The following is a 14,486-nucleotide window of genomic DNA, read 5'->3' as shown; positions in this document are numbered from 1 at the left end:
AAGGACAGTCGTGCTGACCACGACACCTTCGACCCCTTCAGGAGTACGTCATGGCCGCTGTCCGCTGGGCCGAGCGCGGAGCCCCCTTCTCCGCCCGCTGGCACTCCGAGAACAACACCCCCGCACCGGCCCGCGTGGTCGTCGTCGACGACGGCACCACCGCCAGGGCCGCCTACCGCATGGCACGCGGCGGCACCGGTCTGCTGTGGCGGGGCGACTTCCACAACGCCCGGCAGCTGCTGCGCGCCATGGACCGCCTGCACGAGCGGTCCCGCGCCGGCCGGACCAGGGGCAGCACGACGAGCGGCGCACCTCGCGACGCGGCGGGGGACGGTACGGCCGCGCTCTTTCACGGCCACCGCGCGGAGCGGGCCGAGCGGGCCCGGCTCCTCGGGAGCCTGCTGGTCCTGCTCGAGCCGGACCACACCCTGGCGCTGCGCCGGGCACCCGATGTCCGCGACGCCGCCGACCACGCCTACGGCGCGGCGGCTGACGGGGTCGACGACGGGACGGACGACGCGCCCGACGGCGAGAACGGCGGGACGTGTGTCGCGCTCACCGAGCTCGTCGGGGTGCTCAGCGCCTTCCAGTGGCATCAGCAGGGCGTCGAGATCGGCGCGCTGCGCGCGCGCATCCACCCCGCCTACGGCGTCTTCTCCCCGGTGCGTGGCGAGTACGTCGATCTGGTCGCGGACGCGCCGTTCCGCGGCGGAGACGCGCCCGCGGTGGCCTTCGACCTCGGTACCGGGACCGGCGTGCTCGCGGCGGTCCTCGCCCGCCGGGGAACAGGACTGGTCGTCGCCACCGACATCAATCCCCGGGCGGTGACCTGCGCCCGCGCGAACCTCGACCGGCTCGGGCTCGCCGAGCGCGTACGGGTCGCCGAGGCCGACCTGTGGCCGGACGGCCGGGCCGACCTGATCGTCTGCAACCCACCGTGGCTGCCCGCGCGACCGACCTCGGCTCTGGAGCTCGGGATCTACGACGCGGGCTCCGACCTGCTCCACCGGTTCCTCGACGGCCTCACCGAGCACCTCGCACCGGCGGGCGAGGGCTGGCTCGTCCTCTCCGACCTCGCCGAGCACCTCGGGCTGCGGACGCGCGACGAGCTCCTCTCCCGTATCGCCGACGCCGGGCTGCGGGTCGCCGGCCGGCACGACACGACACCGCAGCACCCGAGAGCCAGCGACGCCGCCGACGCGCTGCACGAAGCACGACGGCGCGAGGTCACGTCCCTGTGGCGGTTGATCCAGGACTCCTGACCTGGACGCTCGTCCTGTATCACCACTGTGATGTCTGGGTTACGGGCATTCCTGTCGCTCTGCCGCAGAGTTCGATCCTGGAATGTCTTGTTTCATTCCACGAATGCGTCGATGCGTTCCGATTGACAGGGTGAAAAGGCCGTCGGACTCTTCTTCGTGGTGAACACACATGTGTGCTCCACCGCTGTTTTCGACGGAGCTATTCGAGGGGAAACACCATGATCCGAGGATTCCGTGTAATCAGTCGGGCTGTCGTGACCACCGCCGTCTCGGCGGCCATGGTCTGCGCAGCCACAACAGGTGCGAGCGCACTGGTGACGACCGACGGCGACAAGCCCGCCGCAGCGGTCACCGCTGCCGACCCGGTGCCGGACGTCGCAGCCGAGACCCAGGCCGAGACCGAGGCCGCTACGGAGGTCACCGCCGAGGCCGAGGCGGCAGCCGACGCCGCGGCGGCGGAGGCCGAGGCGGATCTCGCGGCAGAGGCCGAGGCAGACGCCGCAGCCGAGGCCGAGGCGGACGTCGCGACCGAGGCCGAGGCAGATGCCGCAGCCGAGACAGAGACGGACGTAGCGGCCGAGACCGCGACGGACACCGCAGCCGAGACCGACGTCACGACCGAGGCCGACACCGCCGCGGCGACCGCGACGGATGTCGCGGCCGAGGCTGACGTCGCCACCGACCCGGTGCCGGACGTGCCGGTGGACGGCCTGCCCGACGTTCCGGTGGACAACCCCGTGCCGGACCTCCCGGTGCCGCCGATGCCGCTCCCCGTCCCGGTCCCGGCCGGTCTGCTGGACACCGTGCTCGGCGCGGTCGACGGTCTTCTCTCCTCGATCCTCGGACTTCTCACCGGTGGCCTTCCCGTCCCGCTTCCGGTTCCGGTCCCCGGAGTGTGACGAGCAGACCCCTCAACTCGCCGGACGTCGCCAGCACGGCCGGTATCTGACCCCTTTTCTGCCAGCCGTTCGCGAACGGTGGGGCTGGTGGCAAAAGGCTACGACGAGGCCCTTTCCCGGATTCCGGGAAAGGGCCTCGTTGGTGCGTCATAGGCGGTACGTGATCGACGCATCAAAGCATTTCGTCGAAATTGAACGGTCGATCATCAGCGAGCGCTCCTGAAGCTCTGCGCGATCCGCCGCACCGCCTCGTCCAGCCGGTCCGCGGTGTTCGCCGCGTAGCCGATCACCAGGCCTGACGGGCCGGCACCCATCCGGTGCGCGGAGAGTGGTTGCACGCGGACCCCCGCCTCACCGGCTCGGCGGACTACCGCGGCGTCGTCGATGCCGGGCACGGTGACCAGCAGGTGCAGGCCGGCGGCCACCCCGTGGGCGGTGGCGCCGGACAGGTGAGCGGCGAGGGCCGCGAGCAGGGCGTCGCGGCGGGCTCGGTGTCGCCGTCGGACCTGGCGGAGGTGCCGTTCGAACCCGCCGGTCGTGATGAAGTGCGCCAGCGCGAGCTGGGGCAGCGCCGGGCCGGCCAGGTCGGTCCAGTAGCGGGCCTCCACCAGCTCGGCCTGCAGCGCGGCGGGCGCGAGCAGCCAGCCGATGCGGATCGCCGGGGCGAGCGACTTGGACACGCTGCCGAGATGGACCACGTGGTCGGGCGCGAGTGCGCGCAGCGCCGGGACGGGCGGGCGGTCGTAGCGGTGCTCGGCGTCGTAGTCGTCCTCGATGACCAGACGTCCGGGCAGGTCGCCAGGGCCCGGCGGCGATGCGGCGCTCGCCCACGCGACCAGCTCCCGGCGTCGGTCCGGGGCGAGCACGACGCCCGTGGGGAACTGGTGCGCCGGGGTGACCAGAACGGCGTCGACCCGGGCCCTGCCGAGCGCGGCCACGTCGAGGCCGTCCTGGTCCACAGGGACGGGAACGGGTTCCATGTCCCACCGCCGGAGGTGCTCGCGCGCCCCGTAGGAGCCCGGGTCCTCGAACCCGATCCGGCGGAGCGCCTGGGCGCCGAGCGCGCGGGCGAGCAGCATGAGGCCCTGCGAGACACCGTTGACCACAAGGATGTCGTCGGGGTGCGCGCGGATCCCCCGGGTGCGCGCGAGCCAGCCGGCCAGCGCCTCGCGGAGCGCGGGCAGGCCGCGCGGGTCGCCGTACCCGAGGTCGCTCGACGCCAGCCCGGCCAGCGCCGTCCGCTCGGCGCGGGCCCAGGCGGCGCGGGGGAACGCGGACAGGTCGGGCAGGCCGGGTGACAGGTCGATCAGGCCGGCGCCGGCGTCCCGGGCCGGCGAGGCGGTCGGGTCGAGCAGGGCACCCGCCAGGCCGGACGCCGCGACAGATCGCGCATCGGCGTCGGGCCGCGCCCTCCGGGCGGAGGACGGAGCGGACGCCGCGCCGGGTGCCGGCGCCGGAGCCCACGCCGCCCGGACCGTCGTGCCGCCCCCGTGCCGGCCGGACAGCAGGCCCTCATCGGTGAGGCGCCGGTAGGCGTCCACGACCACGCCGCGTGAGCAACCGAGCTGACCTGCGAGGACACGGGTGGCGGGCAGCCGGTCGCCCGGGCCGAGCCGGCCGTCGGACACCGCGTCTCGCACCGCCTCGGCCAGCCACGCGGTGAGGTTCCCCCGGCCGGCCTGCATCGGGTCGAGCTGGAGAAAGTCGGCCCCGGGCATCTTGGTCCCCTTGATCGTCGTGATCTTGGCACTGTCAGATATACCAAAGCTCGCGCAGGCTCGGTGACATGACAACCAGGACGCCACCGGGCGCGCCGGACACCATGAGCAGCACGGCGAGCACAGCCGCCGACGGCACCCGGCCGCGGCCGCCCGCGGGATGGTCCGGGCCGCTGTACGCGGGCATCGGCATGGCGCTGGTCGGTAGCCAGGTGGCGGTCTCGGGTGTGCTCGCGGACGCCCCGCTCTTCGCCGTGCAGGCGATCCGGTACACGCTTGCCGCCCTGGTGCTGCTCGTGGTCCTGCGGTGCACCGGGCGCTCGGTCCCCGCGCCGCGCGGACGGGAGTGGGCGTGGCTGGCGGGCGTGGCGCTGACCGGGCTGGTGCTGTTCAACGTGGGAGTGGTGCGCGGCGTCGCCCATGCCGAACCCGCAGTGATCGGCGTCGCGGTCGCGGCGGTGCCCATCCTGCTGGCCCTGGTGGGCCCGCTGCTCGGCCGGACCCGGCCGACGTCGATGGTGGTCGTCGCGGCGGTGGTGGTGACGCTGGGCGCCGTCCTGGTGACCGGGGGCGGACGTTCGGATGCCGTGGGACTGGGCTACGCGTTGCTGACGCTGCTCTGCGAGGCCGGCTTCACGCTGCTGGCGGTGCCGGTGCTGCGCCGGCTCGGGCCGCACGGCGTGTCGCTCCATGCGGTCTGGATCGCGGCGGTGGCGCTCTGGGCGCTGAGCCTCGCCGTGGAGGGGCCGGGCGCCGCGCTGACCCTGCGTGCGGAGCACGTGCCCGCCACGCTGCACCTCGCCCTGTCCGTCACGGTGGTGGCGTTCCTGCTCTGGTATACGGCGGTCGGGCGGATCGGGCCCGGGCGTGCCGGGCTGTTCACCGGCGTGGTGCCCGTGGCGTCGGCGGTGGGCAGCGTGCTGCTCGGCGGTCCGGTGCCGGGGCCGGTGGTGTGGCTGGGCGTGGGCGTGGTGGTCGCCGGCGTCGTGCTCGGGTCTCAGCCGGCAGGCCGCGGGTCCCCGCGCGGGGTCACTCCTCGAACCGGTATCCCGCTCCCGGGTGCGTGAGGATGTGGCGCGGGTGCGAGGGGTCCCGCTCCAGCTTGCGCCGCAGCTGCGCCGTGTAGACGCGCAGGTAGTTGGTCTCCGTGGAGTAGGCGGGGCCCCAGACCTCGTGCAGCAGCTGCTTGCGGTCCACGAGCCGGCCGCGGTTGCGGACGAGGACCTCCAGCAGCGCCCACTCGGTGGGACTCAGCCGCACGTCGGCCCCCGCGCGGGAGACCGTCCGGCGCGCCAGGTCGATCCGCAGCTCGCCCGCCGTGACCACCGGTTCCTCCGCCTGGCCCGGCTCCGCCCGGCGGACGGCGGCACGCAGCCGCGCGAGCAGCTCGTTCATCGCGAACGGCTTGGTCACGTAGTCGTCGGCGCCGGCGTCGAGGGCGTCCACCTTGTCGTCGCCGAGCTGCCGAGCGGACAGCACGACGATCGGTACGCGCGTCCAGCCTCGGATCCCGGCGATGACGTCGAGCCCTGGCATGTCGGGCAGGCCCAGGTCGAGCAGCACCACGTCCGGCCGGGCCGACGACACGGCGTCGAGCCCTGCCGCGCCCGTGGGCGCGACCGTCACGTCCCAGCCGTGCGCCCGCAGGTTGATGGCCAGGGCGCGGGCCAGCGCGGTGTCGTCGTCCACCACGAGCACGCGGTTGCCCGACGCCGCCGTGCGCTCGCCCCCGCCGTCCGGCTCTGTGATCACCGATCCATCCCATCACGCTCCGCGTCCCGGGCACGCGGCACGGTGAGCACCATGGTGAGGCCGCCGCCCGGGGTGTCCTCGGCCGCGATCCGGGCACCGACGGCGGACGCGAGCCCCGACGCGACGGCGAGGCCCAGTCCGAGCCCGTCGACGCTCGTGTCGTCGAGGCGCTGGAACGGCTCGAACATGGTCGCCTTGCGGTCGTCGGGCACGCCGGGGCCGGCGTCGGCCACCCGCAGCTGTACGGAGTCCCGCGTCGCAGAGGCCGTGACCAGCACCTTCGCCTCCGGCGGGGAGTGCCGCACGGCGTTGGAGACGACGTTCGCCACGACCCGCTCGAACAGGCCCGGATCGGTGTGCACGAGCGGCAGGTCCTCGGGCACGTCGAGGGCGAGCCGCGGCAGCCACGGCTCCACGGCGATCGGCACCACCTCCTCCAGCGACGCCGCGCGCAGCGCCGGCCGCACCGCGCCGGTCTGCAGGCGGGACAGGTCCAGGAGGTTGCCGATGAGCCGCTCCAGCCGGTAGGTCGAGTCAGCGATGGTGGCCGTGAGGGTGTCGCGGTCCTCCCGGCCGAGCTCGACGTCGGGCGAGCCCAGGCCGTCCACGGCCGTTCGGATCGCCGCGAGGGGGGTGCGCAGGTCATGGGAGACCGCGGCCAGCAGCGCCGTCCGGGTGCCCTCGGTCTGCTCCAGCACCTCCGCCTGCGCCGCCTGCTCGCGCAGCCGGCGGTGCTCGAGGACGATGCCGGCCTGCGCCCCGAAGGCCTCGACCACCTGCCGGTCGCTCGCCGGGAGCACCCGCCCGGCCAGGACCAGCCGGTGCCGGTCGTCGATCGCCACCTCCGTCACCGGACCGTCCGGGTCCGGCCCGGAGCCCCGTGACTCGTGCGCCACGACCGTCCACGGCGTGCGGTCGCCCGCCCGCTCCTCCAGGCGCACGTCGGCCATCGCGAAGGTCTGCGCCAGCCGCTGCACGATGGCCTGGGCCGTGTCCTGACCGGACAGCACCGAACGCGACAGCGCCGCCAGCGTGGACGCCTCGGCACGCGCCCGGTAGGCCTGCGTGGTGCGCCGGGCCGCGAGGTCGACCACGGAGGCCACGGCGACCGCGACCACGACGAACACCGCCAGGGCGAACACGTTCTCCGCCTCGGCGATCGTCCACCGGCCCGTCGGCGGCGTGAAGAACCAGTTGAGGCAGAGGTTCGACACGACGGCGGCCACGACGGCGGGCCACAGCCCGCCGATGAGCGCGACCCCGACCACCCCCGCCAGGAGCAGCATCGCGTCGGTGGCGAGCGCCACGTCGTCCCGCCCGACCAGCAGCAGGATCGCGGTCAGGGCCACGGGCAGCACGACGGACGAGCCCCACCCGGCGGCCCTCCGCCCCGGGGACAGCGACGAGTACCGGGACCCGACGCCCACGCCGATGCGCGCCCGCTCGTGCGTCACCAGGTGCACGTCGATGGCACCCGACAGGCGTGCGATCTCCGCGCTGGAGGACCCGAGCAGCGCCTGCCGCCACACGCTGTGCCGGGACACGCCCACCACGATCATCGTCGCGTTCACGCCGCGCGCGAAGTCCACGACGGCGGACGGCACGTCCTCCCCCACCACAGTGTGGAACTTCCCGCCGAGCGACTCCACCAGCGCGCGGTGCGCGCCGATCGTGGCCGACGGCGTGGCCGGGAGCCCGTCGGTCGGCAGCACGTGCACGGCGAGCAGCTCGGTGCCCGCGGCACGCTGCGCGATGCGCGCACCCCGGCGCAGCAGCGTCTCCGTCTCGGGCCCGCCGGTCACCGCCACGACGATGCGCTCGCGGGCCGGCCAGGTGCCGTCGATGGAGTGGTCGGCGCGGTAGCGGTTCAGAGCGTCGTCGACGCGGTCGGCGAGCCACAGCAGGGCCAGCTCGCGCAGCGCGGTCAGGTTGCCGACGCGGAAGAACGACGACATCGAGGCGTCGATCTGCTCCGCCCGGTACACGTTGCCGTGCGCGAGCCTGCGGCGCAGCTGCTCGGGCGAGAGATCCACGAGCTGGATCTGGTCGGCGTCGCGCACCACCTGGTCGGGCACCGTCTCGCGCTGCCGGACGCCGGTGATCGCCTCGACGTCGTCCGTGAGCGAGGCGAGGTGCTGCACGTTGACGGTGGTGACCACGTCGATCCCGGCGTCGAGCAGGTCCTGCACGTCCTGCCAGCGCTTGGGGTGCGCGGACCCGGGCGCGTTCGTGTGCGCGAGCTCGTCCACGAGGGCGACCTGGGGCGCGCGCTCCAGGACCGCCTCGACGTCGAGCTCGGTGAGCGTGGTCCCGCGGTGCCCGACCTGCCGGCGCGGGACCAGCTCCAGGTCCCTGATCCGGTCGGTCGTCGCGGCCCGGCCGTGGGTCTCGACGAGACCGATCACGACGTCGGTGCCTCGCGCGCGGCGTCGGCAGGCCTCGTCGAGCATGGCGTAGGTCTTGCCCACGCCAGGGGCCGCCCCGAGATAGACGGTGAGGCGGCCCCGGCGTCCGGTGGTCATGGCCTCAAGTCTGCGACATCGAGGGCGAGGTTGAGCTCCAGCACGTTCACGCGCGCCTCGCCGAGCACACCGAGGTCGCGCCCGGCGGTGTGCCGTGCCACCAGGTCCGCGACGGCGGCGTCGGACAGGCCACGCGCCCGCGCGACGCGCTCCACCTGGATCGCGGCGTATGCGGGGCTGATGTGGGGGTCCAGGCCCGAGGCCGACGCCGTGACGGCGTCGGGCGGGACGTCGGCGGCCGTCACGCCGTCCTCCGTGGCCACCGCGGCCTTGCGCCCCTCGATGGAGGCGACCAGGTCCGGGTTGAGCGGGCCCAGGTTGGACCCGCCGGACGCGAGCGTGTCGTACGCACCGGCCGACGGCCGCGGGTGGAAGTACTCCGCACCGGTGAAGCCCTGGGCGACGAGCGCCGAGCCCACCGCGTCGGAACGAGAGGTGGTGGGGGCGCCGTCGGACCGGACGAGCGAGCCGTTCGCCTGCCAGGGGAAGGCGACCTGCCCCACGGCGGTCATCGCGAGCGGGTAGGCCAGCCCCGTCACGAGGGTGAAGGCGAGCAGCATGCGCAACCCCGCCAGGGAGTGGCGGGTCAGCGTCGCGAGGTCGCTCGCCACCGTGGTCGTTGCCATGTCAGTTTTCCTTTGTGTGGTGGTCCGGCTGCCGGAGAGCACGGCTACAGGCCCGGGAGCAGCGAGACGAGGAGGTCGATGAGCTTGATCCCGAGGAACGGGGCGACCAGGCCGCCCAGCCCGTAGATCAGCAGGTTGCGCCGCAGGAGGGCCGACGCCGACGCCGGCCGGTACCGCACCCCGCGCAGCGACAGCGGGATGAGGGCGAGGATGATCAGCGCGTTGAAGATGACGGCCGACAGGATCGCCGAGCCGGGGCTCGCCAGACGCATGACGTTGAGCACGTCGAGCTGCGGGAACACCGGGATGAACATGGCGGGCAGGATCGCGAAGTACTTCGCGATGTCGTTCGCCACGGAGAACGTGGTCAGCGCGCCGCGCGTGATGAGCAGCTGCTTGCCGATCTCCACGATCTCGATGAGCTTGGTGGGATCGGAGTCGAGGTCGACCATGTTGCCCGCCTCCTTCGCGGCGGACGTCCCGGTGTTCATCGCGACGCCGACGTCGGACTGGGCGAGCGCCGGCGCGTCGTTGGTGCCGTCCCCGGCCATGGCGACCAGCCTGCCGCCCTCCTGCTCACGGCGGATCAGGTCGAGCTTGTCCTCGGGTGTGGCCTCGGCCAGGACGTCGTCCACCCCCGCCTCTGCGGCGATGGCCCGCGCCGTGACCTGGTTGTCGCCCGTGACCATCACCGACCGGATGCCCATGGCGCGCAGCTGGTCGAACCGCTCGCGCATACCCTCCTTCACCACGTCCTTCAGCCGGACGACGCCGAGCACCCGCGCCGGCGCCTCGCCCACCTGCTCGGCGACGACGAGCGGCGTGCCGCCCTCGCCGGCCACGGCGTCCACGAGGGCGGCGAGCTGCCCGCCGTCCGCGGCGGAGACCTGCGCGCCGGTGCCGCGCACCCACAGCTCGACGGCGCTGCCCGCGCCCTTACGGATGCGGCGGACGCCGCCGGTCGCGCTCGCAGGCAGATCGACGCCCGACATCCGCGTCACCGCGCTGAAGACCACGAGCTCGGCCCCGTCCGGCAACCCCACCCCACCCGTTGAGTGCTGGGTATTTGTGGGGTCAGCGGGCTCCGACCCCACAAATACCCCGCACTCAACGGAGGGGTGGTGGGCGTCGACCAGGTCGACGATGCTGCGCCCCTCCGGGGTCTCGTCGGCGAGCGAGGCGAGGCGCGCCGCCACGGCGAGCTCCCGCGACGTCGTCCCGGCCACCGGCAGCACCTCCGTCGCACGCCGGTTGCCGTAGGTGATGGTGCCGGTCTTGTCGAGCAGCAACACGTCGACGTCACCGGCGGCCTCCACCGCACGACCCGACATCGCCAGCACGTTGCGCTGCACCAGCCGGTCCATCCCCGCGATGCCGATCGCGCTGAGCAGCGCACCGATGGTGGTGGGGATCAGGCAGACCAGCAGCGCCACCAGCACCAGCAACGACTGCCGCGAGCCCGAGTACACCGCGAACGGCTGCAACGTCGCCACCGCCAGGAGGAACACGATGGTCAGCGACGTGAGCAGGATGTTCAGCGCCACCTCGTTCGGCGTCCTCTGGCGCTCGCTACCCTCCACCAGGGCGATCATCCGGTCCACGAACGTGGAGCCGGCGGGCGCCGTGATCCGCACGACGATCCGGTCCGAGAGCACCACCGTGCCACCGGTGACCGCCGACCGGTCGCCACCCGACTCCCTGATCACGGGGGCCGACTCGCCGGTCACGGCGGACTCGTCCACCGACGCGACCCCCTCGATCACGTCGCCGTCGCCCGGCAGCGTCTCCCCCGCCGCCACGACCACGACGTCACCCACGCGCAGCGTCGACGACGGCACCTCCACGGTCGGCAGGTCCATACGCGAGCCCGCCGCCGGCATGTCCTTGGCGCCGACCACCCTGCGCGCCGTCGTCTGCCTCTGCGTCGCGCGCAGCGTCGACGCCTGCGCCTTGCCGCGCGACTCGGCCACCGACTCCGCGAGGGTCGCGAAGAACACCGTGGCCCACAGCCACACCGCGATCCACCCCGCGAACACACCAGGCTCCACCACCGCGAGGACCGTCGTGACGACGGCGCCCACCTCGACCACGAACATGACGGGCGAGGTGTACAGCACACGCGGGTCGAGCTTGCGCAGCGCGCCCGGGAGCGCCGACCGCACCTGCGCCCACGTCAGGGCGCGCTGCGTCGTGCGCCTCGCGGCACGGGGCTCCCCGGCGCCGGTCGTTGGGGACCCGGGCGCGGCGGAACCGGCCGGAGCATTCCGGATGTCGATGGTCATGACAGGGACTCCACAACGGGACCGAGGGAAAGGACAGGGATGAAGGTGAGGCCCACGACGACGATCGTCACCGCGGCCAGCAGGCCCGCGAACAGCGGGCGGTGCGTCGGCAGGGTGCCCGACGTCGCCGGGACCGTCGTCTGGCTCGCGAGGCGGCCGGCCAGGGCCAGCACCAGTGCGATCGGGATGAACCGCCCGGCCAGCATCGCCAGGCCCTGCGCCACCTCGTAGAACGGGGTGCCGCTGGTCAGACCGGCGAACGCCGAACCGTTGTTGTTCGCCGCCGACGCGAACGCGTACAGCACCTCCGACAGGCCGTGCGGGCCCGGGTCCTGGACACCCGCCAGCCCCGGTTCGACCACCACGGACACTGCCGTACCGACCAGCACGAGCGCCGGCACCGTCAGCACGTACAGCGCGACGACCGTCATCTCCGGACGGCCGATCTTCTTGCCCAGGTACTCCGGCGTGCGACCCACCATCAGGCCCGCGACGAACACCGCGACCACGGCGAGCACGAGCATCCCGTACAGCCCCGCGCCCACCCCGCCCGGCGCCACCTCGCCCAGCAGCATGTTGAACAGCAGCATCCCGCCGCCCGGAGCCGTGAACGAGTCGTGCATCGAGTTCACCGAGCCCGTCGAGGTCGCCGTCGTCGACACGGCGAACAAGGCGCTCGCGGCGAGTCCGAACCGGGTCTCCTTGCCCTCCATGGCGGCGCCCGCCGCCTGGGGCGCCGCGCCGGGTCCGGCCATCTCGGCCCAGGTGGTCAGCGCCAGCGACGCCGCCCACAGCCCGGCCATCACGCCGAGGATCGCCCAGCCCTGCCGCCGGTCGCCGACCATGAGGCCGAACGTGCGCGGCAGGGAGAACGGGATGAGCAGCAGCAGGAAGATCTCGACGAGGTTGGTGAACGGCGTCGGGTTCTCCAGCGGGTGCGCCGAGTTCGCGTTGAAGAAGCCGCCGCCGTTGGTGCCCAGGTCCTTGATGGCCTCCTGGGACGCGACGGGTCCGCCCAGGACATGCTGGGAGGCCCCTTCGACGGTGCGGAGCGCGGTGTGCGGGTCCAGGTTCTGGATGACGCCGGACGCCATGAGGACGACCGCCGCGACGGCAGCGAGCGGCAGCAGGACGCGGACGACGCCCCGGGTCAGGTCGGACCAGAAGTTGCCGATGCGGGCGTCCGTGCCGGAGCGGGCGAAGCCCCGCACGAGAGCGATGGCGACGGCCATGCCGACCGAGGCCGAGACGAAGTTCTGCACGGCGAACCCGGCCATCTGCAGCAGGTGCCCCGCCGCCGCCTCGCCCGAGTACCACTGCCAGTTGGTGTTCGTGGTGAAGCTGACCGCGCTGTTCCAGGCACCGGCCGGATCGAACCCGGTAAGACCGAGGTTCCAGGGCAGGTGGGCCTGCAGACGCTCCAGCCCGTACAGGAAGAGGACGGAGACGAGCGAGAAGCCCAGCAGCGACATCAGGTAGGTGGTCCAACGCTGCTCGGCGTCCGGGTCCACGCGCACGGCGCGGTACCAAAGCCGCTCCACCCGCAGGTGGTTCGGGCTGGTGTAGGTGCGTGCCAGGTAGGCCCCGAGGGGCAGGTGCACGGCGGCGAGCAGGACGAGCAGGACGAGGATCTGCGCCACTGCCGCGACGACCGGGCTCAGGACTGCGGTGAGCACGCCGATCACCGCGTCCGGTCGGCGCGGATCAGCGCCACGAAGAGGTACACGAGGCCCGCGAGGGTGAGCACCAGACCCACGGCGTCGAACGGGTTCACTTCCGGCTCCCCGAGGTGTCGAGGGCGGGGTCGTGCGCGGCGGGCTCGTGCGTGGTGGCGCGACGCGCCACCACGGCCACCGCGGCGAAGTACGCCATGGTCAGGAGGATGAAGGCCAGATCGGTCATGACACCGGTCTATGCCCGACGGCGACCGGTGGCGGGCGTCTTTGACGGAACGTTGACGCCCGGCGCGCCGACGCTGACAGCCCTCTGATGCCGCACGCGTCGTTGGTCATGGACAGGACCCGCGTGGTGCTGTTCGAGCGGTGGCGGTTCCGCATGAGAGCTCGTTCTTCTGCTGATGGCAGAGAGCGTGGCTCTCGGCGCGCGGTACGAACATGTGTGCGATAGATTGATGGCATGACATCAGCCGGAGGTGCACCTGGGGCGGGCGAGCAGCCCGTCGGGTCGGTGCTGCCCCTGGCTCGCGACGGAGCCGTCTCCGGGGGCGTTCCTGCGGTGGTGCGGGCGGCTGATGTGCGGGCTGTGCGGGAGTACCTGGCCGGGATGATCCTGCCAGGGGCTACCGACACCGACACCGACATCGACGCTGGCGTGGGTGCCGGCTCCGGCTCCGGCGGGCTGACGTCGCGGCGGGTGCAGGCGGAGTGGGTGGATCTGCTCGGTGAGCTGGAGGCGGTGAAGAACACGATCGCTGCGGTGCAGGGCAGGTTGGCGGTCGCGTTGGACGAGGCGACCAAGGCCGACGAGGCTGTGCAGGGTCTGCGGGTGGAGCGGCGGGGTCGTGGTGTGCCGAATCAGGTCGGTGCGGCGCTGCGGGTCAGTCCGCATGCCGGGGCTGGGTTCTTGGGGACGGCGCGGGTGTGGGTCACGCAGATGCCGCATACCTTCGACGCCTTGCGTACGGGTGTCCTGTCGCAGTGGCGTGCCACGTTGTTGGTGCGGGAGACGTCGCATCTGGGTGTGGAGGACCGGGCGCGGATCGATGAAGAGCTCTGCGGTCCCGCGCACCGGGTGGCCCTGGCGTCGATGGGGACGCGTCGGTTGGTCGCGCGGATCAAGGAGCTCGCCAGCGAGCTGGACGTGTACGCGTGTGTGAAGCGGAACGCGAAGGCGGTGGGTGAGCGGTGTGTCTCGGTGCGTCCGGCGCCGGATCTGATGGTGTATCTGACTGCGTTGGTGCCGATGGCGCAGGGTGTGCAGGCGTATGCGCAGCTGAAGAAGCACGCCGAAGCAGCCAAAGCTGCGGGTGACGAGCGCGGGGCTGGGCAGATCATGGCCGACACCCTGATCGAACGAGTCACCGGCCGTGGGCCGGGTCATGCCGACGACGTGCCGGTCACCATCAATCTGCTGGTCTCCGACCAGACCCTGCTCGCTGACGGCACCCAGCCGGGTGTGGTCGCCGAAGGCATGCCCGTGGGCTCGGGCATCGTCCCGGGCCCGGTGGCCCGGAATCTGGCCGCGCAGGGGATCGACGCGGACGCGGCATGGCTCCGCTCGATCTACGTCGACCCGAAGGGTCGCCTGCTGGCCACCACATCGAGGGCGCGGTTCCACCCACCGGGGCTGGCGGATCTGTTGCGTGCCCGGGAGCAGGGGATCTGTGCCACGTCGTGGTGCGACGCCCCGGTACGGCACATCGACCACATCACGCCGCATGCCGAGGGCGGTGTGACCAGTTTGGA

The 14,486-nt window shown here is 73.0% G+C and carries 11 protein-coding genes and 1 pseudogene; 4 read left to right on the top strand and 8 right to left on the bottom strand.

Features of this window, described 5'->3' with window-relative positions; translation table 11 throughout:
* The first annotated feature begins 50 nt into the window (after positions 1-50).
* A complete protein-coding gene (locus tag LUU90_RS25660; RefSeq protein ID WP_275007116.1) occupies positions 51-1,262 on the top strand; it encodes a class I SAM-dependent methyltransferase in 1,212 nt (403 codons plus the stop codon).
* 254 nt (positions 1,263-1,516) lie between these two features.
* Positions 1,517-2,161, top strand: a complete 645-nt coding sequence (locus LUU90_RS25655; RefSeq protein ID WP_275007114.1) for a hypothetical protein — start codon at positions 1,517-1,519, stop codon at positions 2,159-2,161.
* 206 nt (positions 2,162-2,367) lie between these two features.
* Here the strand turns inward: LUU90_RS25655 and LUU90_RS25650 are convergent, their stop codons facing one another.
* A complete protein-coding gene (locus LUU90_RS25650) occupies positions 2,368-3,879 on the bottom strand; it encodes a PLP-dependent aminotransferase family protein (RefSeq protein WP_275007112.1) in 1,512 nt (503 codons plus the stop codon).
* A 68-nt stretch (positions 3,880-3,947) separates the two neighbouring features.
* Here LUU90_RS25650 and LUU90_RS25645 point away from each other — a divergent pair, with 68 nt between their 5' ends.
* Complete coding sequence (locus LUU90_RS25645; RefSeq protein WP_275007110.1) at positions 3,948-4,946, top strand: DMT family transporter; 999 nt, start codon at positions 3,948-3,950, stop codon at positions 4,944-4,946.
* Here the strand turns inward: LUU90_RS25645 and LUU90_RS25640 are convergent.
* The 7 genes from LUU90_RS25640 to LUU90_RS25610 are packed head-to-tail and all read right to left on the bottom strand — an operon-like array spanning position 4,909 to position 12,963.
* Positions 4,909-5,631 carry a response regulator gene (locus LUU90_RS25640; protein WP_275007108.1) on the bottom strand — a complete coding sequence of 241 codons (723 nt, stop codon included), beginning with the start codon at positions 5,629-5,631 and terminating at the stop codon, positions 4,909-4,911. The two genes, LUU90_RS25645 and LUU90_RS25640, sit on opposite strands and share 38 nt — an antisense overlap.
* Positions 5,628-8,153 carry a DUF4118 domain-containing protein gene (locus LUU90_RS25635; protein ID WP_275007106.1) on the bottom strand — a complete coding sequence of 842 codons (2,526 nt, stop codon included), beginning with the start codon at positions 8,151-8,153 and terminating at the stop codon, positions 5,628-5,630. The genes LUU90_RS25640 and LUU90_RS25635 overlap by 4 nt, the downstream gene beginning before the upstream one ends.
* Complete coding sequence (kdpC, locus tag LUU90_RS25630) at positions 8,150-8,779, bottom strand: potassium-transporting ATPase subunit KdpC (protein ID WP_275007105.1); 630 nt, start codon at positions 8,777-8,779, stop codon at positions 8,150-8,152. Before kdpC ends, LUU90_RS25635 begins: the two co-directional genes overlap by 4 nt.
* A gap of 44 nt (positions 8,780-8,823) precedes the next feature.
* Positions 8,824-11,061: a potassium-transporting ATPase subunit KdpB gene (gene kdpB / locus LUU90_RS25625; RefSeq protein WP_275007103.1), complete on the bottom strand. Its 2,238-nt coding sequence runs from the start codon at positions 11,059-11,061 to the stop codon at positions 8,824-8,826.
* On the bottom strand, positions 11,058-12,737 hold the full coding sequence (gene kdpA, locus LUU90_RS25620; RefSeq protein WP_275007100.1) for a potassium-transporting ATPase subunit KdpA: 1,680 nt from the start codon (positions 12,735-12,737) through the stop codon (positions 11,058-11,060). Before kdpA ends, kdpB begins: the two co-directional genes overlap by 4 nt.
* Before the next feature lie 5 nt (positions 12,738-12,742).
* Complete coding sequence (gene kdpF, locus LUU90_RS25615; RefSeq protein ID WP_020016455.1) at positions 12,743-12,835, bottom strand: K(+)-transporting ATPase subunit F; 93 nt, start codon at positions 12,833-12,835, stop codon at positions 12,743-12,745.
* Positions 12,832-12,963 (bottom strand): hypothetical protein, encoded by a 132-nt coding sequence (locus LUU90_RS25610; protein WP_275007097.1) that lies wholly within the window; start codon positions 12,961-12,963, stop codon positions 12,832-12,834. Before LUU90_RS25610 ends, kdpF begins: the two co-directional genes overlap by 4 nt.
* A gap of 381 nt (positions 12,964-13,344) precedes the next feature.
* Between LUU90_RS25610 and LUU90_RS25605 the strand changes: the two are divergent.
* Positions 13,345-14,486: pseudogene (locus LUU90_RS25605) on the top strand (hypothetical protein); the annotation flags it as partial.

The sequence above is a fragment of the Promicromonospora iranensis genome (genome assembly GCF_028994775.1).
GTDB classification, from domain to species: Bacteria; Actinomycetota; Actinomycetes; order Actinomycetales; family Cellulomonadaceae; genus Promicromonospora; species Promicromonospora iranensis_A.
Note: the sequence above shows the minus strand (reverse complement) of the source record. Positions and strands in the feature narration are given on the sequence as shown.